The sequence below is a fragment of the Peribacillus aracenensis genome, from assembly GCF_025175645.1.
GTDB classification, from domain to species: Bacteria; Bacillota; Bacilli; order Bacillales; family DSM-1321; genus Peribacillus; species Peribacillus aracenensis.
Genome location: NZ_JANZMJ010000005.1, coordinates 201537 through 221855 on the forward strand (window position 1 = coordinate 201537; position 20319 = coordinate 221855).

Sequence of the window (20319 nt, forward strand, 5' to 3'; positions counted from 1 at the left end):
ACTTCCGGAATTTTCAGCCTGACGCTTCCATCACATTGATGAGACCTTTAATATTTTTAGACCATTGAAAATGTTGTTTAGCATACCGATGACCGTTTTCGCCCAGTTCTTCACGAAGTGCTGGATCTGAGGCCATGGTCAAGATATGTTGACAGATTTCATCAACATTCCTGCTCTCTGCCACCAACCCGCATTTTGCCTCTTTGAGCATCTTCTTGGCCCTGCCGTCCACATCACCGACAATCGGTTTTCCGACACACATATAATCGATGATTTTACCAGGCAAAACTTTATTGAAGACTTCTTTTTCAACCAAGCTCACATAGGCAATATGGGATGTTGAAACTTCATGAAGGGTCACTCTTCGATTCATCGCATTAATCATCTTAATATTTGTCAGCCCTCTAGAGCTTATCTCCTTCTCCACTTCGGATATCCGATATCCATATCCAATCATCGAGAACTCGATTTGTTTATATACCCTTAGCTTTTCAGCCACGGCTATCAGTTTTTTCAAGTCCTGAGCCAGTCCGATATTCCCCGCATAAACGACCTTGATTACGTTTTCCGATACGGGTGTAAGCAAATTCTTTAACGTCAGCTCATCCGCAGTAAGCGAATTAGGGATGAATTGGATGGCCTCTTCCTGGACTCCCTTTGCAACGATATAATCCCTGAAACCAGGACTATTGATGATAATAAAATCCGAGTGCTGATATAGCTTCCTTTCCAGGAAGAAAGCGATTTTCAAAACCCACTTATTAGTGAATACCCCGACTCCTATCAACGATTCCGGCCATAAATCCCTGACATCGGTAATGAGTTTCGCCTTCATCTTCTTCTTGGCGATCAACGCCGCAAATGTCGGGAAGATCGGCGGGGTCGTGGCGAACACATAATCATATTTTTTTTCGAGACGGATGATTGTATAAATGAAAAGCCACATCGCTTCAAGATAATGAAGCAACCGCTTCCCCATATTGCTTGTATACCTCTTCACTTTGTCAGGTTTAATCCTGATGACATCTTCTTCAATGCTTTCTTCATCCCAAAACTTTGTATCTTGATATAAACTTTGATTAGGATAACTCGGCTTCAATGTGATGACCGTTACCTCAAATCCGTTTCTTTTCAAATGGAGATATATATTTTTCATTCTATTTCCCGCACTTCCGATTTCCGGATAAAAGTTTTGTACGATCATCAGGACGCTTTTCATATTCGCCTATCACCTCAATTCTGCTGAGCTATGCTTCCTGCTTTATATTGTAAATGCCAGATATTAACTGAAGGTTAAAGAATTATAAAGTCCTCATTAATATCGTAAAAATTCTGTTAATTATTGTTTCATTTTTAAATTTCCCATGAACTTCCCGTTATAATGGGGAAGACATTCAGAAGAGGAGGAAATGAGCATGCCTAAACAACGTATTAAGGTCATGACCGTATTTGGTACAAGACCAGAGGCTATCAAAATGGCACCAGTCGTTTTGGAACTGAAAAAGCATCCAGAGGAAATAGAAACCATCGTGGTGGTCACCGCCCAGCATAGGGAAATGCTCGACCAAGTCTTGCAATGTTTTCAAATAAAGCCAGATCACGATTTGGATATGATGAAGGATAGACAAACATTAGAAGAGATTACGACCCGAGGGCTTGAAAAATTAAGTTCGCTCATGAAAGATATAAAACCAGATATCGTCCTCGTACATGGGGATACAACGACAACTTTCATCGCAAGCTTGGCAGCTTTCTATAATAAGATACAGATTGGACACGTTGAAGCTGGTCTCCGGACTGGTAATAAGTATTCTCCATATCCTGAAGAAATGAATAGGCAGCTGACAGGCGTCTTGGCTGATTTGCACTTTGCGCCAACTAATCAGGCGGCAGAGAATCTGATTTTGGAAAATAAAAAGAGTGATTGTATCCATATTACTGGAAATACGGCTATCGATGCTTTGAAAACAACTGTACGGAAAGACTATGAACATCCGATTCTATCTGGCTTGAATGGAGATCGCATGTTATTGATGACAGCGCATAGACGAGAAAATATCGGAAAACCAATGGAAGAAATATTCCGTTCCGTCAAACGGCTGCTTGTAGATCATACAGATATCCAAGTCGTTTTCCCGCTTCATAAAAATCCAGTAGTCCGTGAAATTGCTTACCGGATTTTTGGTGAAACGGAAAGACTTCATTTAATAGAGCCGCTTGAGGTGCTTGATTTTCATAATTTTGCGGCGCACGCCCATCTAATATTGACAGATTCCGGAGGCGTGCAGGAAGAAGCGCCCTCACTTGGTGTTCCTGTCCTTGTGCTGCGCGATACGACGGAACGTCCGGAAGGAATCGACGCTGGCACCCTTTTATTGGCAGGAATTGAGGAAGAACGAATTTATCAATTAGCCTCAGACCTACTTACAAATGAAGAAACCTATAAAAAAATGGCGACAGCTTCCAACCCATATGGAGATGGATTCGCTTCACAGCGGATTGTCGAAATCCTGTTAAAGCATTGCGGAATGAAATCCCCCCTTCCTTTATGAAAAAGCAGAAGAAAATAATGAGAAAAGCCTGTCACATAAGCGGCAGGCTTTTTCTATTCAGCCAGATTAACAAAGAGTATAAAACTAATCCTAATTTGAATTTGAAAATGTTAGATACCTATGTGATAGTTTGGGTAGATCAATAACTTTACATCGCTTGGAGGTGTTTAGATGTTTGGGGAAGATCCCAAGTGTGTTAGATGTGGTAAAGAAATTAAGGGAAACGAAGTCGTTCTTGTGAAAATGCGTTATCCGAAGCGTAAAGGGATGACTGAAATAAAGGCATATTTAAAAAATGAAGGAAGCTTCATCTGCGAAGTTTGTTTTGATAAAGAGGATAACATCTCCCTGCCGAATTGATAATCATGATACGCAACAGTAGGATTAGCAGAAAAATCAAGCAAGGTCAAGGATCAGTTTGGCGTTCAACGGGACTTGAATTTCACAAAATGAATGTAAAAATGGCCGAGAATACAATTTGTATCTCCGACCATCTTTTATCTCATCCAAACACATGAAAATAATTCAAGACATTTTTCCCAATCAATAAAATCGTGACGCAAATGAATAATATCCGTACATATGAAGCACCTTTCTTAATTGCGAAGTTCGTTCCGACCAATGCTCCTGCAACCATTGCCAGACCCATCGGAATTCCATAGGCAAAATTGACGGTCCCCATGGATAAGAAAATGATAAGTGCAGCAATATTGCTTCCAAAATTCAATATTCTTGCATTCCCGGCAGCCTGGACAAAATCAAACCCGATGATCAAGAATGAAAATAATAAAAAGGAACCTGTGCCTGGTCCAAGAAAACCATCATAAAAACCAATCGCAAGTATTATGACTATCAAAAGAATCATTTTCTTCCTTTTCAGCCCTTTATACTTTGCATCTTTACCCCAATCCTTTTTTACCAACGTGTAAATCGCGACAATGACCAGCAAAATCAAAATGAGGGGCTTCAGTATCTCTGCGGAAACGAAATGTACAACATATGCTCCTAACGCCGCTCCAATCACAGTAATCGGAAACAGCTTGATGACGAATTTGAAATCCACTTTTCCAGCCCGAATGAACGAAATCGTACTCGTTAAAGACCCCATTGTACCCGCCAGCTTGTTAGTGGCAAGTGCCGCTGAAGGCGAAATCCCCGTGAACAATAATGCCGGAATGGAAATCAATCCGCCCCCGCCCACAACGGAATCGATGAATGCGGCAATAAAACCCGCAAGTACTAAAAATAGCAAAGTATAGAGATTGATATCCTCCATGTATTCCCCTTCTTTAAAAAGCACTATCTATAATGCCTTACTCATTTTCCATCCAGATAATCGAATAACTTTTCCTCTGAAATGACCGTGAATCCATGCCGCCTAAGCAAAGCCGCGGTCACTCCATTCCCGGCCTTCTTCTCCCCCTTGAATTCCCCATTATAAATCGCGGCACTTCCACAGGATGGACTATTTTCTTTTAAAACGACTAAAGTCGCCCCTAACTCCTGGGCTTTCAATAACGTAAGATTCGCTCCCTTTATGTACAATTCCGTTACATCCCTGCCCGACTTTTCGATGATCTTCGCTTTTCCATCAAGGACATCCCCACCTTCACCGCCAACTATCTCCGCAGGATCCCTCGGTGTCGAAAAACCGCCAAGCAACTCAGGACAAACCGCTATAGCCTTTTTCTCCTTCACCAATTCCATAATCCTATCATCCAAGCTGTGTGTACCATTGTATCTAACCTCAAGACCCGCTAAACAAGAACTCACCAAAATCATCAAATCACCCAACCTCATGCGCTTTACACCATTTTACCATTTTTTTAATGACAATCATTTCGAAGATTGAATCCACCAGGGATAAGATGTCGATTGAAATATTGGCGTGTAAGCCGAATGATGTACGTTTACGGTCGATTTCGTTGGGGCACGGGTCGAATTTGGCAACAAATCAAAAAAAGCGCTTGCTGCGAGACGATTCCCGGCAAGCGCTTGTCTATTTAGTTAGTAGAGTTCAGTGATAGTAGTTGGTACGTAATGATGGTCTTTTCACTTGTCCATTCAATTTTTTGGATAACGGCTGTTCCGCTTGAGTCAGATTGAATCGTCTTGCGGACATCGATTGGAATATCGATAGGGTATAACCTGTAACCATCTTTCGAAAGCCGAAAAATGTTTTCTTCTTCACGGGTTTCGTTCCCTTTTGTAACGATCATGGTATTTAGCTCCATAGGCATGCCCATGTGTATCTCCTCCTCTTGCCAATATATATTTCATTCTATCATTTTTCGGTTTTACTTTTCATCCAAGATGTTAAATCTTCGACTACTTTTCTGTTCTCGATGGGTGGGAAGTAATGCGTGAATTGAGGGAAATACCAGCTTTCGACCTCTTTGTCGTGCATTTTCAACCTTTTTTCCAACCGGTACGCGTGTTCAATGGCGACATTGTCATCTTTTTCACCATGAATGATCAGAACGGGTATATTCAAATCTTCAATTGCAAACAATGGCGTACGGTATTCATATTGATCCGGGCATTTTTTAGGTGTACCGCCGATGACCCGCTTCATCATCCGACGCATATCGACACGCTCGACATATGTTAAAAACATATCCGATACACCACCCCAGGTGACGATCGATGCTGCATTCCTGCAGTATATCCCAGTCCAAAGCGCCATGATGCCGCCACGGGAAAATCCGAGGATATGAATGTGATCCTTGTTCACCCGAGGGTGCTGTTCAAGAAGATTGAATCCTGCTATCGCATCGAATCTATCTTCGCCTCCAAAATCCTCATCTCCCTCCCCGCCTTGATTTCCACGGTAGAAAGGGGCAAAAACGATGAAGCCTTCAACAGCATACTGCACGATCCTAGCTGGCCTCACCTTGCCGACATTTTTTATCCCGCCGCGTAAATATAGGAAAGCGTCATGTATTTCACCATCAACCGGTTCAGCTAGCAGCCCCTTTACTTTCAGGCCTTGTGATATGTATGTGACTGAATAAAGATGGATTCGTGGATGCGGTGATGGAAACCGCCGTTTTGAAATAATCGTTCCGTTCTCCAATTTCCACTCTCCTTTCTCTCTATTCTTATTGTAAAACATCCGCTTGTTTTTATCCCCTGAGAGGCATTCACATTTTTTTCATCCGTTCATACGATAAGGTAGGCAAAATACCTATATCAAGGAGGAAGGAATTTTGAAAAAATGGTGTAAAGCAGGTGTCGTATTTTTACTTCTGTGCATGCTGGTGATCCCGCTTGGAGCATGTGGCAACAAGGAACAGGAAACAACGAAAGTCAGGGTTGCCGAAGTAACCCGCTCCCTTTTCTATACACCGCAATATGTAGCGATTGAAAAAGGTTTTTTTAAAGATGAGGGTCTCAGCATTGATTTGAAAACGACGGCAGGCGGAGACAAGACGATGACCGCGCTTCTGACCGATGGGGCGGATATTGCTCTCGTCGGCTCTGAAACATCGATTTACGTTCAGGCACAAGGTTCTAAAGAACCTGTCATCAACTTCGCTCAATTAACACAGACGGATGGAACGTTTCTTGTTTCACGTGAAAAAATTGACAATTTCAATTGGGATATGCTGAAAAACTCTACATTCCTAGGCCAGCGAAAAGGCGGGATGCCCCAAATGGCCGGCGAGTTCGTATTGAAAAAACATAACATAGACCCGAAAAAAGATTTGAACCTCATACAGAATATTGATTTTGCGAATGTCGCAACTGCGTTCGCTTCCGGAACCGGCGATTTTGTTCAACTGTTCGAACCAACAGCCAGTGTGTTTGAAAAGGAAGGAAAAGGCTATATCGTCGCTTCTTTCGGCTCCGAATCCGGGCATCTTCCCTATACGGTTTATATGGCTAAGGAAAGTTATTTGAAAGAAGACAAAGAGACGGTCAAGAAATTCACGAAAGCATTGAAGAAAGCACAGGATTGGGTTCAGGAAAATGACGCTGCCGAAATCGCCAAAGTCATTCAGCCGTATTTTGAAGATACCAATCTCGAGACGATGGAAACAGTTATTAACCGCTACAAAGAACAAGGTTCATTTGCCACCGATCCCATTCTTGATGAAGAAGAATGGATCAATCTGCAAAACATCATGGATGAAGCAGGCGAGCTGCCTTCACGTATAAGCCATGATGAGCTGGTCAATACCGATTTTGCTGAAGAAGTCACAAAATAGCATAACTTAAGGTAAGGAGGATGTCCGATGAGCTTTTTAAAGATCCAAGACATTCACCATACTTATTTTTCAAATCAGACGGCAGCGACCGCACTCGCGGACATTTCCCTCGACATTGAAAAAGGTGAATTCGTCTCTTTTCTAGGTCCGAGCGGCTGCGGAAAGACTACCCTGCTTTCCATCATCGCTGGACTATTTTCGCCTACTTCGGGAAAGATCCTGCTCGAAAACAAACCGCTGAAGGCCAACAGTGACCTTTCAATCGGCTATATGCTGCAGCAGGATTATCTATTTCCATGGAAGACGATAGAAGAAAATGTTTTATTAGGATTGAAACTGATTAAAAAGGATGCAGGTCTTGAGAGAATAAAGACGCTGAAACTATTAAGTGACGTTGGGTTGGGAGGCACCGGAAAATCATATCCACGCGAACTCTCAGGCGGAATGAGGCAAAGGGCCGCACTGGCACGGACACTGGCGGTCGACCCAAAAATCCTTCTGCTTGATGAACCCTTCTCGGCCCTTGATTACCAAACGAAGTTGAAGCTGGAAGACCTAGTTTTTGAAACCCTGAAATCCTTCGGAAAGACAGCCGTGCTAGTCACCCATGATATCGGTGAAGCCATCGCAATGAGTGACCGCATTTATCTGTTTTCCGCGAACCCGGGAAGCGTGCACAAAACATTCGAGGTACCCGATGAACTGCGTGAACTGACGCCTTTCCATGCACGCAACCACACACATTATCCAATGCTATTCCAAACGATCTGGAAGGAGCTTGAGAGCCTTGAATATTGAACAGCTTCATAACCAATATAAAACCAAATTAAAAAAGGAAAACAGGCTCATACGCTTTTATCAGATCCTGATTTTCATCGTTTTTTTCAGCAGTTGGGAACTTTTTTCCCGGATGGAATGGATTGATCCGCTCATCTTCAGCTCCCCAACCAAAGTATGGCATCTTTTCATACAAAAATTGGGTGATGGAACACTTCTATCCCATTCCGGAGTGACGCTATTCGAGACCGTTCTCGGCTTTATCATAGGGACACTGCTTGGAACGATCCTCGCATCCCTGCTTTGGTGGTCGCCAAGATTATCCAAAACACTTGACCCCTATCTCGTCATTTTAAATGCCATGCCGAAAGTTGCACTCGGCCCCATCATCATCGTTGCATTCGGCCCTGGCTTTCCATCCATCATCTCGATGGGGGCGATCATCTCCATCATCATCACCACCATCGTCGTCTACACTGCATTTCGCGAAGTCGACCCGAACTACCTGAAGGTACTCCAAACTTTTGGCGCCACAAGAACACAAGCTTTTCGGGAAGCCATCTTACCCGCCTCCTTCCCAACGATCATCTCGACATTGAAAGTGAATGTCGGCCTCTCCTGGGTCGGCGTCATCGTGGGGGAATTCCTAGTTTCGGCCAAAGGACTCGGCTACCTCATCATTTATGGCTTTCAAGTCTTCAACTTCACCCTCGTAATGCTTGCCTTGATGATCATTGCCGTCTTTGCCACAATCATGTATCAACTAGTAGAACTTCTCGAGCGAAAATTAATCAAAGACTAACCAAACTGCCGATAACCCTCGGCAGTTTTTCATTCATGCTTAGAATGAATTGAGTCTGTGGCGATTTACTCGTGAATTTCGGCGATTTACTCGTGAGTTTCACCCATTTACTCGTGAATTCAGGCCTTTTACTCGTGAGTTCAACAGATTACTCGTTTCTCAGCAAAATGGCATCATCCAGTCTTGATAAGCTCATTGGTACAATCTCGTCTTTCATGATGAAGCTGAACTCCTCACCGAGTACCTCCGGCAATGCTTCCAAAAAGATCGGGCCTTCCGTTTCCAGGTAATCCTGTTTCTTCTCTACTTCACTTAATGCAGCGTAGTATATTGATTTAACGAATGGCTTTACTGGATCATGTACTTTATATTGTCCCAAAAATTGCAGCTGGCCCACCAAGCCTCCTGTTTCTTCATACACTTCCCTTATGGCCGTTTCTTCAATCGATTCCCCTGCTTCCCGCTTTCCTCCGGGGAACTCCAATCCCCGCTCTTTGTGTTTGGTCAATACCCACCTGCCTTTATATCTGCTGAGCACTAAAACATGCCAAGACTCTCCAAAGACAGGATCCTCGGAGTATTCCACCTTATATCCGTTCTTATCAAGAAAACGCTTCATTTTTCCCCTTCTCTCCGTTAAAGAAATAATGCTATGTCCTTCTTTCATTATATGGGTAAAAGCTAGAATCTGCATCACATCAAAAAAACGATGGACCCTCAATATTCGAGGCCATCGTCAGTTGGTTTTGCCTGTAAAATCCCCATGCTTTCTATATGCCGTTTTCCTTCATCGGTACCTAGAGCATAAATCATCTCGTAAATTTTTTGGAGAGTGATATCCTGTTTATCATTTTCACGGTCAAAATGGTATTGAAGGTATGGAACATGTGCGCGGTAAAAATTTTCTTCACCTATTGAATAATTATGATCAAATAATTCACGTAACTTGATGATTTCATTATCGGTCGCCTCGATTTCGAAATTCCATGGAGAACTTTCCCTATCTTGTGTTATCTGCCCATTCGGAAGCCAAATGTAATATTTTTTCCTGTTTTCAGACACATTCATCCACCCTTTCCATATATCCTACGCTTATTTTTCACGTATTTCTCTACTTCATACAATGGAAAATTTTGTTTACAGAAGACCAAAGATGTTAAATAATAGATTAAAGTATCTTTCAAAGGGTAAAACATATAATAAGCCCAAGCATCCCTTAAGATTTTTATATGCACCCAGAGTTTTTTTTGATAACCTACATATAAAGAGATAACGGATTCTAATAAATGTGAGGTGAGAGTTTTGAAGTTAATTGAAGAATTATACAATATGTACCGCGATAAGATGACTGGTGATGAAGAAGATATTGATATGCTTACTTTTGCGGTTCTGGAACAGCTTGACCGTAAGGAAATTTTCGAATTGCTTCAAGAGATGGATGATCAAGAACTGACCAATTTAATGGGCCTTTACATTATTGAAACGTTAAAAGGTAAGTTCGCTCAAAATAGTTTGAACGACACGAAACCTACACATTTTCCGCCTAGGAATATTCACTAATACATACTTTGTCCGGTGTCCCTCTTTTGATGGATGCCTTTTTTATTGTTTTAACCTAAAAAAAAGGCCCTGCCGAAGCAGGGCTTTTCCTAAATCTTAATGTCCTAAATACGCACGCAGCATCCAAGCATGTTTGTTTAGGCTTTTCTTCATGCCTGTCAGCATATCAGCCGTAACCGGATCTTCTTCTTCGGCAACTTCGATGATTTCCAGGAACTCTTCGGAAAGCTTCTCAAAATCACTGATGACGCTTTGAACCATATCTTCTGTATTTTCATTACCTGTCGCTTCTTCGATCGTCGTCAATTCCATGTACTCTTTAAGCGTAGCGACCGGTTTTTCACCAATGGCCAATAACCTTTCAGCCAATTCATCATAGTTGGATGTCACTTCTTTATATAACTCTTCCAATTTTTGGTGAAGTTCAAAGAAGTGCGGTCCATTCACGAACCAGTGGTAATTATGAATTTTCGTATAAAGAACACTGAAGTTTGCAATTTCCTTATTCACTAAAGTTCCCAATTTTTTCTGAACCATGAATATCTACCTCCGTAATTTGGTTATACCTTTATAATTCCCTCTATTCGAAAATTGAAACATTATCTGCTACGGTTCTTATGCTAAAATGAATCTAAATTGTGAACGTTAGGAGCTGTGAAGTATGATTACGGTTTTAGTCATCTCCATCATTGTGATTCTGATTGTATTGGCCTTATCGGTCCTAACAATCGGAAAAGGGTACAGCTACAAGCATACAGTGGATCCCATCGATCCTTTGCCTAAGGAAGAGGGGGAAAAAGGAGAACCCGAAAAATGAAAAAAGTTCCTGTCACAATAGGACAGGAACTTTTTTATTAACCGAAAACTTTATGAAGATCTTCTTTATCTTGTGCAAGCCAGAAATTCATTAATTTCTTGGCCCCTTCAAGATCATGCAATTTTGCTTGGCCGCATTGTTTTTCGTTTGCAGCTGGAATTTCAGTAATTGTAACAGCATCCTTGAATGTATCTTCAAGAACATCGATGATTTCCGTCACTGTCGGCTCACCGCTGACAACAAGGTAATATCCTGTTTGACATCCCATTGGCGAAATATCGATAATATCAAAGTGATCGTAGCGCTCGGAATGTTTACGGATATTGAATGCAAGCAAGTGTTCCAGGGTATGGATCGTATCCGGCTTCATCGCTTGTTTATTCGGCTGGCAAAAACGGATATCAAATTTATTAACAACACCGTCTGTTCCTACCTTATGGACACCGCAATGTCTAACATATGGGGCTTTAACAGCATTATGATCTAATTCAAAGCTTTCAACTGAAGGCATTTAATTCACTCCTTAATTGTATGTCATCTCTATTTTACCTTGAATAACAATATATTTCATCCATTAAAAATAATTCTTATTATATCTATCGGATTACCCCTATGCTTATTCCTTTTTTACCCTTATTGGAAACCTAGAAAATATGCTATAATGAAGGGTAGTGAATTTACTCGAAAAGAGATGAAAGCCTTGTGTTGAAAAAAATATTAATGGGAATCATCCGTTTTTACCAAGTTGCCATTTCTCCATTAAAACCGCCTACTTGCCGTTTTTATCCAACTTGTTCCCATTATGGTTTGGAAGCGATCAATCGTTTCGGACCTATAAAAGGAAGCTGGTTAGCACTCACCCGGATTCTTAAATGTCATCCGTTTCATCCAGGGGGCATTGACCTTGTTCCCGAGAAAAAAGAAAAAAGTAAGGGCCAATAGAAAAAAACCTTGCTTTCTTTTGCAATCTTTTGTATCATACAGAAGTCAAATCGTAATCATTTCGTTTTTACCACATAACATTCAAATCGTAATCAATACGAATTATAAAGGAGCATTTCATATGAAAATCCGAGCATTGCTCTCACTTTTCCTTGTTACTGCAGTATTTCTGTCAGCCTGCGGCAACTCAAAGGAAGAATCGAGAAAAGATGAAACCAAGGATGCCTTAGATATATATACGACGGTTTACCCTTTACAGTACTTCACGGAGGCCATTGGCGGGAAGTACGTAAATGTCGAGACGGTTTATCCTCCCGGAACGGATGAACATTCATTCGAACCCTCTCAAAAAGATATTGTAAAAATGGCTGAGTCAGACCTATTTTTCTATATTGGCTATAATCTAGAAGGCTTTGTAACCAAGGCTGAACCAATTCTAAGCAAAGAAGGCGTCAGAACGATTGCGGTGGGTGAGACGGTTCATCTTGATGAAGATGAGCATGCACACGAAGAGGAACATTCACATGAAGAAGACGGTCATGACCATGGGGGCGTTAATCCGCATTTGTGGTTAGATCCCATCTATTCCATTGACATGGCTAAAACCATCAAGGACGAGTTAACGAAAAAAATGCCGGAACAGGAAGAATATTTCAACAATCATTTCAACAAGCTTTCCGAAAAGCTTGAGGCACTTGATAAAAATTTTGCGACGACGATCGAGTCGGGCCGTACCAATAAGATCATCGTTTCCCATTCTGCATATGGTTATTGGGAGGAGCGCTATGGATTGGAACAAATTGGCGTCACAGGACTAACGTCTTCAAACGAACCTTCTCAAAAGGAATTGGGAAAAATCGTGACCATGGCTGAAAAGGAAGACTTGAACTACGTCATCTATGAGCAGAATATCAGTTCTAAACTAACCGAGATCATCCAAAAGGAAATGGGAGCGAAATCACTTGAGCTCCATAACCTTTCCGTGTTGACGGATAAAGATATCGAAGCCGGTGAAGATTACTTCAGTTTAATGGAAAAAAATATCAAGACACTTCAAACTGCATTGCAATAGGAAAAAGAGCCGGCCCATTGGGTCCGCTCTTTTTTTGTCCCCTGCTATTTAATGAGTGTTTTCGTTATTCGTTTAAATGCTTATCACGGATCTTTTCCATCTTCATCATCAATTCTGTTCCGATCGTTGATTCGAATTCCGGATAGATGACGGTCATCTCATCCATCCATTCCTTCTTTTCTTCATCTGACAGTGTATAGATGTCGATATTCGATTTTTGCTGGATTTCCTTAAGCTGTTCCTGATTCAATTCATTTGATTTGATCCATAGCCATTTCGTTGTATCATCCATCGCCCGTTGGATTTGCTGCTGAATGTCCAACGGGAGTTTGTTCCAAAACGGCTTATTTATCATGACGACATAGCCTAAATAGCCATGATCACTGATCGTTAAATATTTTTGCACCTCATATAATTTCTTGGAATAGATATTCGAAATCGTATTTTCCTGGCTGTCCGTTTCATTGATTTCAAGGCTTTTAAACGTTTCATTAAACTCCAGCACAGAAGTTGTCGCCCCAAAATGCTTGAATTGGCTTTCCAGGACTGCACTTGGCATGATTCTAAAATTCTTTCCGGCAAAATCCCTTGGATGCCGTATCGGTTTACTGCTTGTAATCTGTTTATAGTTATTCGACCAAAATGCGAGTCCCTCTATATCGATGGTATTCAGCTGCTTAAGCAGCTCTTCCCCCACTTCCCCATTCAATGCTTCCTGCAAAGCAGCGTCCGTCGGAAAGACGTATGGAAGGTCCAATAGCATCCATTTCTTTGATATGCTCGTAATTTTAGATGTAGTTGGAGCAATCATCTGCACTTTGTTTTCTTGTAATGCCTTGATTTCTTCATGGTCACTATATAATGACTGATTAGGGTAAACTTCAATTTTGACACGATGATCTGTATATTCATCGACAAGTTGGGCAAACCTGTTCGCAGCTTGCCCTTTAGGTGTATTTTCGGCAACGACATGACTGAACTTAATCACGATTTGATCCTTCATCCCGACCTGCTCCTCATCCTTCGGCAAATTGAAACCGAAGCTTGTAAAGAACGATTGAAACGATATATACACTGCTATCAACAGCCCCAGGCCAATTAATAATAAGTACCCCCATAATGCACGCATACCGACAACTCCTCACCGCTCACTTCACATTATCACTATTCTATCACAGCTTTTTACTGTCGTAATACAATGCGCGAAAAATGGCGAAAAGTGATAGAAATTCTGTTACTATAAAGTATAGAAGTAATGGAGGAAAAACAATGGATAAATCCTTTCATATGCCCATTCAAATTAAAATCACCCTGCTATCATTCGTAATCGTCGCTTTTTCGATACTAATAGGCGGGATTTTTATATTCGGAAACATCGTTTCAGTCAAGGAAGATGAAATCGGCAAACGATCCATGATCACTGCCCATACCATTGCCGAACTCCCAGAAGTACAAAAATTGGTCCGTAAGCCCGAAGGATGGACGCAGCTCAATCCGATTATTGAAAACTTAAGGAAAATCCATCAAGCAGATTATATAGTTGTGCTCAACAATCAGCATATACGTTATTCCCATCCGGTGTTCAGCCAATTGGGGACCCCTTCGGAAAGCAGTGATGAAAGCGCTGCTTTCGCTGAGCATGAGTATCTTTCAAAGGCGGCTGGCGAACTTGGCATTTCCGTCCGCGCCTTTGTCCCGATCCTTGATAAAGATAGAGAGCAAATCGGCGTCGTCCTGGTTGGGAATATCTTGCCTACGATACCGGAGTTAATCAAGGATCTGAAAGGCGAAATCGCGATTATCCTGGTCCTTACACTTCTATTCGGGGTATGCGGCTCATGGCTCATGGCAAGAAGGATAAAAAAAGAGACCTTCCAACTTGAACCACATGAAATTTCACGGATGTTGGTTGAAAGGACAGCCGCATTCAACGCGATGCATGAAGGGGTCATCGCCATAGATAATAATGAAACGATCACGATTTTCAATGAAAAGGCTAAGCAAATATTCAATATCAACGGTGAAGTCATCGGCAAGAATATCAATGATATTATACACGATACCCGTCTCCCGGAAGTGCTTGATCGGACATCTCCCATCTTCAATCAGGAAATCTCCGTTCAAAACAGGAATATTGTAAGCAACCGGGTACCGATAAAGATTGCGGATAAAACGATCGGTGCCGTAGCCATTTTCCAGGATCGCACCGATGTGACGAAGCTAGCTGAAGAGTTGACTAGTGTCAAAGCATTCGTTGAAGCCCTGCGTGTTCAAAACCATGAACATATGAACAAACTTCATACGATAGCAGGATTGATCCAGCTCGGTAATCTTGACGAAGCACTGCATTACATTTTTCAGATCACGGAAGAACAAGAGGAATTGACCAGGTTTTTAACGAAGCACATTCACGATGATAATTTAGTGGGGCTGATATTAAGTAAGATCTCATTGGGACGGGAACTCGGAATCGAGCTCATCATGGACAAGCACACGAAATTGGACCGATTCCCCGCTGATTTGGATCATCACGATTTTGTTTTGATAATCGGAAACCTGATCGAAAACTCATATGCAGCGCTAAAGCATTGTTCTGAGGAAACAAAACAAGTTTATTTATCCATCTACCAGGATGAACGTCATTGTCAAATCGTGCTTGAGGATAATGGTCCCGGCATTCCCGAGGACATTCATAAAGATATATTCGAGTATGGTTTTACAACAAAAGGTGCGGAAGGATCAGGAATTGGTCTTTATCTAATAGACCAAATTGTAAAAAAAGCGAACGGCGAGATGAAATTCACAACACGCCCTAACGAAGGAACAAGCTTTTTTCTTTCTTTTCCCATGCACGATATAGAGGAGAACCAAAATGACTAACCAAATTCGTGTACTTTTAATTGAAGACGACCCAATGGTCCAAGAGGTCAACAAACAGTTCATTGAGCGCCTGCCTGCTTTTAAAGTCGTTGATACAGCTTCAAACGGGCTTGAAGGTCTGGAAAAAATCAGGCAGTCTAAACCCGACCTTGTCATTTTGGACATCTTCATGCCTTCTTTAAACGGGGTTGATACACTTTATCAAATCAGAAAAGAGCAAATTGATGTGGATGTCATCATCATTTCAGCGGCAAATGATCAGAAAACGATCAGAAAAATGATGCAGAACGGGGCTTTTGACTATTTAATCAAGCCATTTAAATTCGATAGGCTAAAACATACGCTGGAACAATACTTCGCTTTTCGGATGGAGGTTGAACCTGACCATCAAATTTCTCAAACCCAGCTCGACCGAATTCTCTTTCAAAATAAAACACATTCTGAAGCGAGTCCGAAATATGATGTTCCCAAAGGATTGAATGGCGCGACTCTTGAGCAAGTGACGAAGTTCATAAAGACCCAGCCTGGGTCGCTATCTGCAGAAGAAGTGGCTGATGGGATTGGTATCGCCAGAGTTACAGCAAGGCGCTATCTCGAATACTTGCATGGCGAAGAAGTCCTTCAGCTTGACGTACAGTATGGCAGCATAGGCCGCCCTGTCAATAGGTACCGGCTTAGTAAGCCTTAAAACGCATGGGGACCGGCTCGGAACGGTTCCCTTTTTACTTCAATTCTTTACGCACCTGTCTTCCGGTCATAGAGGCCCCACTTTCTCTTCAAAAGAAACAGCTCGCATTCCTTCAAAGCCGTCACTTCTTTTATGACATAGTCAGGCATGCCTCTTCTCAGTAGAATTTCCGCAATTAGGTACGGTTTTTTCATACACGCTCCCCTCCCTTTCCCTTGTTTGCCATTCTTTTGATTTCATTATACAAAATAATCCAATAAAGAAAAAATAGACAAAACCCCATTTTCCGAAAAAAATATAGTTTATCAGGGCCTAGGTTAACCAGTCATACCCTTTAAAAAATCATGGATCGGGGGATGCCAATCGAAACTTCAAACTTATATTTTATTTATCCTATTAAATCATTTACCAAAAGGGTGGGATTCCTGTCAAAAAAATACTAAAAGGGTGAGTTACACAAAACGTGGGAGGAAAAAAGGAAGATTATCAATATTTTAATCAAAAGAGGCCGTAATGCACCTCTTTTGATGTTTTCATTTGTACAGTTTACTATATGTAGTCAATTCCTTTAATCGTTTTTCATTGATGGCAAAACCGATTCCAGCTTTATCGGGAACTTGGATCATGCCATTTTCGACAATGACTTCGGGATCGATTATATCCTCTTCCCAATAACGGGATGAAGATGATATATCCCCGGGAATCGTGAATCCTTTTAATGTGGCAAGTGCGATATTATGTGCACGTGAAATGCCAAATTCAATCATACCGCCGCACCAAACGGGGACACCATTACCCAGGCATAGATCATGGATTCTTACAGCTTCCATCCAGCCGCCGACTTTAGCCATCTTAATGTTGATCACCCCACAGCTTTGGAGCGACAGTGCACTTTTGGCATCATGAAATGAATTTATGCTTTCATCAAGGCAAATGGGTGTCTGCAGTTGTTTCTGCAAAAAAGAATGTTCCACAATGTCGTCATGTCCAAGCGGCTGCTCAATCATCATCAGCTTAAACGAATCAAGCTTCTGAAGATGCGGGATGTCACCCAGACTGTACGCTGAATTGGCATCTGCCATTAGCGGGATATCGGGATAGGCCCGACGTATTTCCCCTAAAAACTCCAGATCACTTTGAGGATTGATTTTTATTTTATAACGCTGATACCCAGATCCGGAAAAATCCTCGATCTGGCGCATCGCATCTTCTATGTCATTGGATGCAACGACTACACCAGCGGCCACTTCGCTTCGTTCGCCGCCAAACAGCCGTCCGAGGTAGATTCCTTTCTGCTTCGCATATAAATCAAGGATTGCCTGCTCTAAAGCCGACTTCGCCATCGCATTCCGTCTGATTCCGCTCCATAAGTTCGGCAGCTCATCAGGGTGCCTGATCTGACTGGCCAATGTCAGCGGAATTAAGAAATCATCCAGCATATGAAAGCATGTCTTGATCGTTTCCTCGGTATACCAAGGACTTGTAAAAGGAACAGCTTCCCCGTATCCAATCAATCCGTCTTCATCCATGGCTTCGACAATTATCACTTCCCGATCGCTTACCGTTTCAAGATGCGTCTTGAATGACCGCTTTAAAGGGGCCTTAATGAGCTTAAGGGAAATGGAGGATAACTTCATTGCCATTCCCCCATTTCCTTCTTCAGTTCCCGTCTCAAAAGCTTGCTTGCTCCATTCCGGGGAAGCTCCTTGCAAAAAATCACATTCTGGGGAATTTTATATGATGCCAAATATCCCCTGCAATATTCCAGCAGTTCGCTCTCATCAAGTTCTGCGCCTTGATGCAAGACGACAAAGGCAAGTGGGACCTGTCCCCATTTTTCATCGTCAGTCCCCGTTACTCCCGCTTCGAAAACATCTGGGTGCTTACTTAGGACATTTTCGATCTCGGCCGGGTAGACATTTTCACCGCCGGAAATGATTAAATCCGAGCGTCGGTCAAGCACATATAAAAAGCCTTCCTCATCGAGATAACCAAGGTCCCCAGTATAAAGCCATCCATCGGTAATGGCCTGCTGTGTAGCATCCAGCCGATTAAAATAGCCTTTCGTCACATTCGGACCTGAAACCACGATTTCGCCCACTGCACCCGGTTCACACATCGTTCCGTCTTTCTCTATCCGTAACTGCGAAGGAAACAAAGGCTTTCCCGCCGAGCCGATTTTTGTCATGCTATACTCCGGTGCCAGTGTTACAATCTGTGAAGACGTTTCGGTCATCCCATATGTTTGATAGACGGGAATCCCTTTCTCCTTACATACCTCAAGTAAATGGACGGGTGCAGGGCCGCCGCCCAACAGGAAACAGCGAAACGTTGCCGGATAGCTTGCTCCCTTCAAATCCTGCAGCATCCTATTCAGCATTGTCGTCACGACCGAAATGATCGTCACGCCATTTTCCTGGATACTCCGGTTTGCCTCCCGTTCATCGAAACGTTCTGCCAAAACGACCTTCATGCCATATATCACATTTTTCATCAGGATGGATAAACCGCTAATATGAAAGATGGGAACAGCACAATACCACGAATCTTCCTCATGCAATCCAAGGTTCAGAACCGACCCGACGGCACTCCACCAATGGTTGCCGAATGATTGGATCACTCCTTTTGGATTTCCTGTCGTACCTGATGTGTACATGATGGTCGCGGTATCCTCAAGGTAAAACTCTTGAAGTATCTCCGCAGTGCCATCCGGCAATTCTTCCATTAAATGAAGGTTCAATTCTGGGAGAATCCCACCAATATCAGAGAGTTTGCCGGAGAAGGAGCCTTCTGATACCAAATGGGCAGATCCACTATCCCCAATCTGCCAGGACAGCTCTTTTGCCGTTAGCTTATTATTCAGCATCACAATCTTCACACCGAGATAAAGTAGTGCATGGATAACGACGACACCATCAATATGGTTACGGAGCAAAACCGCACATGAATCGCCAGCGCCCAGACCAACGCTTGCCAGCTTACCAGCCATTTTCTCCGATAATGTATGCAGTTCAAGAAAGCTATACGTATGACCTTCAAACTCAATTGCCGGGCGATCCGGTGAAAGATGCGCCCGATTTTTCAGCCAGTTCGGCAACTTTTCTTCTGCCATTGCTGCTTACCCTCTTCCATTTTGATATAGAAAACAGCCCGGCGATTTTCCGCCAAGCTGTCAGTCTCATCGATTCACACGTTTCATTAAGGGAAACGAGGGAATTGCCCAAAGTCCGGAGTGCGTTTTTCTTTGAATGCATCGCGGCCTTCTTTTGCTTCTTCTGTTGTATAGTATAAAAGTGTAGCGTCACCAGCCAATTGTTGAAGACCTGCAAGGCCATCCGTATCAGCGTTCATTGCCGCTTTCAAGAAACGAAGTGCAGTCGGGCTCTTCTCAAGCATTTCTTCACACCATTTAACCGTTTCCGTTTCCAATTCGTCCAAAGGTACAACCGTGTTGACCAATCCCATGTCCAATGCTTCCTGTGCATTGTATTGACGGCATAGGTACCAGATTTCGCGTGCCTTTTTATGACCCACGATACGTGCAAGGTAGCCAGAACCATAACCAGCATCAAAGCTTCCCACATTCGGTCCAGTTTGTCCGAAAATTGCATTGTCAGCAGCAATCGTCAAGTCACATACCACGTTCAAGACATTTCCTCCACCAATTGCATATCCTGCAACCATGGCTACGACCGGTTTTGGAATTACACGGATCAAACGTTGCAAATCAAGAACATTTAGACGCGGAATGTTATCTTCACCTACATATCCGCCATTTCCGCGTACTTTTTGATCTCCGCCTGAACAGAATGCTTTGCCGCCTACACCTGTTAAAATAATGACACCAATGCTTGAATCATCACGCGCCCTTGCGAATGCATCAATCATTTCAGCAGTCGTTTTTGGCGTGAATGCATTATGTACATGTGGTCGGTTGATGGACACTTTAGCAATCCCGTTATATTTTTCATACAGAATTTCATCATACTCACGTATTGTTTCCCATTGTATCGTCATC

The 20319-nt window shown here is 42.5% G+C and carries 25 protein-coding genes; 11 read left to right on the top strand and 14 right to left on the bottom strand.

Features of this window, described 5'->3' with window-relative positions:
* Nucleotides 1–13: 13 nt before the first annotated feature.
* Nucleotides 14–1219 carry a glycosyltransferase family 4 protein gene (locus tag N0M92_RS07900; RefSeq protein ID WP_311202527.1) on the bottom strand — a complete coding sequence of 402 codons (1206 nt, stop codon included), beginning with the start codon at nucleotides 1217–1219 and terminating at the stop codon, nucleotides 14–16.
* A gap of 196 nt (nucleotides 1220–1415) precedes the next feature.
* Between N0M92_RS07900 and wecB the strand changes: the two genes are divergently transcribed.
* Both wecB and N0M92_RS07910 read left to right on the top strand, forming a co-directional pair.
* Nucleotides 1416–2552, top strand: coding sequence for a non-hydrolyzing UDP-N-acetylglucosamine 2-epimerase (wecB, locus tag N0M92_RS07905; protein ID WP_260285241.1), 1137 nt, complete (start codon nucleotides 1416–1418; stop codon nucleotides 2550–2552).
* Nucleotides 2553–2723: 171 nt separating this feature from the next.
* On the top strand, nucleotides 2724–2912 hold the full coding sequence (locus N0M92_RS07910; RefSeq protein WP_260285243.1) for a Fe3+ hydroxamate ABC transporter substrate-binding protein: 189 nt from the start codon (nucleotides 2724–2726) through the stop codon (nucleotides 2910–2912).
* Nucleotides 2913–3054: 142 nt separating this feature from the next.
* On the opposite strand, the gene N0M92_RS07915 is transcribed toward N0M92_RS07910, so the two are convergent.
* From N0M92_RS07915 to N0M92_RS07930, 4 genes are all read right to left on the bottom strand, one after another.
* Nucleotides 3055–3828, bottom strand: coding sequence for a sulfite exporter TauE/SafE family protein (locus N0M92_RS07915; RefSeq protein WP_260285244.1), 774 nt, complete (start codon nucleotides 3826–3828; stop codon nucleotides 3055–3057).
* A gap of 41 nt (nucleotides 3829–3869) precedes the next feature.
* A complete protein-coding gene (locus N0M92_RS07920; RefSeq protein ID WP_260285275.1) occupies nucleotides 3870–4334 on the bottom strand; it encodes a DUF523 domain-containing protein in 465 nt (154 codons plus the stop codon).
* A 221-nt stretch (nucleotides 4335–4555) separates the two neighbouring features.
* Nucleotides 4556–4798 (bottom strand): DUF2584 domain-containing protein, encoded by a 243-nt coding sequence (locus N0M92_RS07925; RefSeq protein ID WP_076370015.1) that lies wholly within the window; start codon nucleotides 4796–4798, stop codon nucleotides 4556–4558.
* A gap of 38 nt (nucleotides 4799–4836) precedes the next feature.
* Nucleotides 4837–5628 (bottom strand): alpha/beta hydrolase family protein, encoded by a 792-nt coding sequence (locus tag N0M92_RS07930; protein WP_260285245.1) that lies wholly within the window; start codon nucleotides 5626–5628, stop codon nucleotides 4837–4839.
* A gap of 133 nt (nucleotides 5629–5761) precedes the next feature.
* Here N0M92_RS07930 and N0M92_RS07935 point away from each other — a divergent pair, with 133 nt between their 5' ends.
* The 3 genes from N0M92_RS07935 to N0M92_RS07945 are packed head-to-tail and all read left to right on the top strand — an operon-like array spanning nucleotide 5762 to nucleotide 8342.
* On the top strand, nucleotides 5762–6763 hold the full coding sequence (locus tag N0M92_RS07935) for an ABC transporter substrate-binding protein (protein WP_397443823.1): 1002 nt from the start codon (nucleotides 5762–5764) through the stop codon (nucleotides 6761–6763).
* Nucleotides 6764–6790: 27 nt separating this feature from the next.
* Nucleotides 6791–7561: an ABC transporter ATP-binding protein gene (locus N0M92_RS07940; protein ID WP_260285246.1), complete on the top strand. Its 771-nt coding sequence runs from the start codon at nucleotides 6791–6793 to the stop codon at nucleotides 7559–7561.
* Nucleotides 7551–8342: an ABC transporter permease gene (locus N0M92_RS07945; protein WP_250211718.1), complete on the top strand. Its 792-nt coding sequence runs from the start codon at nucleotides 7551–7553 to the stop codon at nucleotides 8340–8342. The genes N0M92_RS07940 and N0M92_RS07945 overlap by 11 nt, the downstream gene beginning before the upstream one ends.
* A gap of 148 nt (nucleotides 8343–8490) precedes the next feature.
* Here N0M92_RS07945 and ytkD read toward each other — a convergent pair whose 3' ends face one another.
* Together ytkD and N0M92_RS07955 are read right to left on the bottom strand one after the other, a co-directional pair.
* Entirely contained in the window at nucleotides 8491–8961 is a 471-nt protein-coding gene (gene ytkD / locus N0M92_RS07950) for an RNA deprotection pyrophosphohydrolase (RefSeq protein ID WP_260285247.1), read from the bottom strand.
* A gap of 98 nt (nucleotides 8962–9059) precedes the next feature.
* Entirely contained in the window at nucleotides 9060–9410 is a 351-nt protein-coding gene (locus N0M92_RS07955; protein ID WP_260285248.1) for a hydrolase, read from the bottom strand.
* A 225-nt stretch (nucleotides 9411–9635) separates the two neighbouring features.
* Between N0M92_RS07955 and N0M92_RS07960 the strand changes: the two genes are divergently transcribed.
* Nucleotides 9636–9902: a DUF6154 family protein gene (locus N0M92_RS07960; RefSeq protein WP_370662567.1), complete on the top strand. Its 267-nt coding sequence runs from the start codon at nucleotides 9636–9638 to the stop codon at nucleotides 9900–9902.
* A gap of 96 nt (nucleotides 9903–9998) precedes the next feature.
* Here N0M92_RS07960 and N0M92_RS07965 read toward each other — a convergent pair whose 3' ends face one another.
* On the bottom strand, nucleotides 9999–10439 hold the full coding sequence (locus tag N0M92_RS07965; RefSeq protein ID WP_192206821.1) for a Dps family protein: 441 nt from the start codon (nucleotides 10437–10439) through the stop codon (nucleotides 9999–10001).
* A 124-nt stretch (nucleotides 10440–10563) separates the two neighbouring features.
* Between N0M92_RS07965 and ytzI the strand changes: the two genes are divergently transcribed.
* Nucleotides 10564–10719, top strand: a complete 156-nt coding sequence (gene ytzI, locus N0M92_RS07970) for a YtzI protein (protein ID WP_192206822.1) — start codon at nucleotides 10564–10566, stop codon at nucleotides 10717–10719.
* A gap of 37 nt (nucleotides 10720–10756) precedes the next feature.
* Here the strand turns inward: ytzI and N0M92_RS07975 are convergent, their stop codons facing one another.
* Nucleotides 10757–11230: an S-ribosylhomocysteine lyase gene (locus tag N0M92_RS07975; protein ID WP_137019600.1), complete on the bottom strand. Its 474-nt coding sequence runs from the start codon at nucleotides 11228–11230 to the stop codon at nucleotides 10757–10759.
* A 209-nt stretch (nucleotides 11231–11439) separates the two neighbouring features.
* On the opposite strand from N0M92_RS07975, the gene yidD reads away from it, so the two are divergent.
* Together yidD and N0M92_RS07985 are read left to right on the top strand one after the other, a co-directional pair.
* The gene (gene yidD, locus N0M92_RS07980) at nucleotides 11440–11661 is read left to right on the top strand and encodes a membrane protein insertion efficiency factor YidD (protein ID WP_397443826.1); all 222 of its coding nucleotides are present in this window, start codon (nucleotides 11440–11442) and stop codon (nucleotides 11659–11661) included.
* Between the two features lie 121 nt (nucleotides 11662–11782).
* Nucleotides 11783–12733 (top strand): metal ABC transporter solute-binding protein, Zn/Mn family, encoded by a 951-nt coding sequence (locus N0M92_RS07985; RefSeq protein ID WP_260285251.1) that lies wholly within the window; start codon nucleotides 11783–11785, stop codon nucleotides 12731–12733.
* Nucleotides 12734–12797: 64 nt separating this feature from the next.
* Here N0M92_RS07985 and N0M92_RS07990 read toward each other — a convergent pair whose 3' ends face one another.
* A complete protein-coding gene (locus N0M92_RS07990; protein ID WP_260285252.1) occupies nucleotides 12798–13862 on the bottom strand; it encodes a DctP family TRAP transporter solute-binding subunit in 1065 nt (354 codons plus the stop codon).
* A 140-nt stretch (nucleotides 13863–14002) separates the two neighbouring features.
* On the opposite strand from N0M92_RS07990, the gene N0M92_RS07995 reads away from it, so the two are divergent.
* Complete coding sequence (locus tag N0M92_RS07995; protein WP_260285253.1) at nucleotides 14003–15613, top strand: ATP-binding protein; 1611 nt, start codon at nucleotides 14003–14005, stop codon at nucleotides 15611–15613.
* Nucleotides 15606–16301 carry a response regulator gene (locus tag N0M92_RS08000; RefSeq protein WP_260285254.1) on the top strand — a complete coding sequence of 232 codons (696 nt, stop codon included), beginning with the start codon at nucleotides 15606–15608 and terminating at the stop codon, nucleotides 16299–16301. The genes N0M92_RS07995 and N0M92_RS08000 overlap by 8 nt, the downstream gene beginning before the upstream one ends.
* A 47-nt stretch (nucleotides 16302–16348) precedes the next feature.
* Here the strand turns inward: N0M92_RS08000 and N0M92_RS08005 are convergent, their stop codons facing one another.
* The 4 genes from N0M92_RS08005 to menB all read right to left on the bottom strand — a co-directional run bounded on the left by N0M92_RS08005 (nucleotide 16349) and on the right by menB (nucleotide 20318).
* Nucleotides 16349–16495 carry a hypothetical protein gene (locus tag N0M92_RS08005; RefSeq protein ID WP_153246142.1) on the bottom strand — a complete coding sequence of 49 codons (147 nt, stop codon included), beginning with the start codon at nucleotides 16493–16495 and terminating at the stop codon, nucleotides 16349–16351.
* A gap of 339 nt (nucleotides 16496–16834) precedes the next feature.
* Entirely contained in the window at nucleotides 16835–17938 is a 1104-nt protein-coding gene (gene menC / locus N0M92_RS08010) for an o-succinylbenzoate synthase (RefSeq protein WP_260285255.1), read from the bottom strand.
* A complete protein-coding gene (locus tag N0M92_RS08015; protein ID WP_260285256.1) occupies nucleotides 17935–19413 on the bottom strand; it encodes an o-succinylbenzoate--CoA ligase in 1479 nt (492 codons plus the stop codon). The genes menC and N0M92_RS08015 overlap by 4 nt, the downstream gene beginning before the upstream one ends.
* 86 nt (nucleotides 19414–19499) lie before the next feature.
* Entirely contained in the window at nucleotides 19500–20318 is an 819-nt protein-coding gene (gene menB, locus N0M92_RS08020; RefSeq protein ID WP_076369982.1) for a 1,4-dihydroxy-2-naphthoyl-CoA synthase, read from the bottom strand.
* Between the last annotated feature and the right edge of the window lies 1 nt (nucleotide 20319).

What these genes read in the sequence shown, in the direction of transcription:
- N0M92_RS07900 (WP_311202527.1), bottom strand. Translation starts at nt 1,219, where the DNA reads ATGAAAAGCGTCCTGATGATCGTACAAAACTTTTATCCGGAAATCGGA.
- wecB (WP_260285241.1), top strand. Translation starts at nt 1,416, where the DNA reads ATGCCTAAACAACGTATTAAGGTCATGACCGTATTTGGTACAAGACCA.
- N0M92_RS07910 (WP_260285243.1), top strand. Translation starts at nt 2,724, where the DNA reads ATGTTTGGGGAAGATCCCAAGTGTGTTAGATGTGGTAAAGAAATTAAG.
- N0M92_RS07915 (WP_260285244.1), bottom strand. Translation starts at nt 3,828, where the DNA reads ATGGAGGATATCAATCTCTATACTTTGCTATTTTTAGTACTTGCGGGT.
- N0M92_RS07920 (WP_260285275.1), bottom strand. Translation starts at nt 4,334, where the DNA reads ATGATTTTGGTGAGTTCTTGTTTAGCGGGTCTTGAGGTTAGATACAAT.
- N0M92_RS07925 (WP_076370015.1), bottom strand. Translation starts at nt 4,798, where the DNA reads ATGGGCATGCCTATGGAGCTAAATACCATGATCGTTACAAAAGGGAAC.
- N0M92_RS07940 (WP_260285246.1), top strand. Translation starts at nt 6,791, where the DNA reads ATGAGCTTTTTAAAGATCCAAGACATTCACCATACTTATTTTTCAAAT.
- ytkD (WP_260285247.1), bottom strand. Translation starts at nt 8,961, where the DNA reads ATGAAGCGTTTTCTTGATAAGAACGGATATAAGGTGGAATACTCCGAG.
- N0M92_RS07955 (WP_260285248.1), bottom strand. Translation starts at nt 9,410, where the DNA reads ATGAATGTGTCTGAAAACAGGAAAAAATATTACATTTGGCTTCCGAAT.
- N0M92_RS07965 (WP_192206821.1), bottom strand. Translation starts at nt 10,439, where the DNA reads ATGGTTCAGAAAAAATTGGGAACTTTAGTGAATAAGGAAATTGCAAAC.
- ytzI (WP_192206822.1), top strand. Translation starts at nt 10,564, where the DNA reads ATGATTACGGTTTTAGTCATCTCCATCATTGTGATTCTGATTGTATTG.
- N0M92_RS07975 (WP_137019600.1), bottom strand. Translation starts at nt 11,230, where the DNA reads ATGCCTTCAGTTGAAAGCTTTGAATTAGATCATAATGCTGTTAAAGCC.
- yidD (WP_397443826.1), top strand. Translation starts at nt 11,440, where the DNA reads ATGGGAATCATCCGTTTTTACCAAGTTGCCATTTCTCCATTAAAACCG.
- N0M92_RS07985 (WP_260285251.1), top strand. Translation starts at nt 11,783, where the DNA reads ATGAAAATCCGAGCATTGCTCTCACTTTTCCTTGTTACTGCAGTATTT.
- N0M92_RS07990 (WP_260285252.1), bottom strand. Translation starts at nt 13,862, where the DNA reads ATGCGTGCATTATGGGGGTACTTATTATTAATTGGCCTGGGGCTGTTG.
- N0M92_RS07995 (WP_260285253.1), top strand. Translation starts at nt 14,003, where the DNA reads ATGGATAAATCCTTTCATATGCCCATTCAAATTAAAATCACCCTGCTA.
- N0M92_RS08000 (WP_260285254.1), top strand. Translation starts at nt 15,606, where the DNA reads ATGACTAACCAAATTCGTGTACTTTTAATTGAAGACGACCCAATGGTC.
- N0M92_RS08005 (WP_153246142.1), bottom strand. Translation starts at nt 16,495, where the DNA reads ATGAAAAAACCGTACCTAATTGCGGAAATTCTACTGAGAAGAGGCATG.
- menC (WP_260285255.1), bottom strand. Translation starts at nt 17,938, where the DNA reads ATGAAGTTATCCTCCATTTCCCTTAAGCTCATTAAGGCCCCTTTAAAG.
- N0M92_RS08015 (WP_260285256.1), bottom strand. Translation starts at nt 19,413, where the DNA reads ATGGCAGAAGAAAAGTTGCCGAACTGGCTGAAAAATCGGGCGCATCTT.
- menB (WP_076369982.1), bottom strand. Translation starts at nt 20,318, where the DNA reads ATGACGATACAATGGGAAACAATACGTGAGTATGATGAAATTCTGTAT.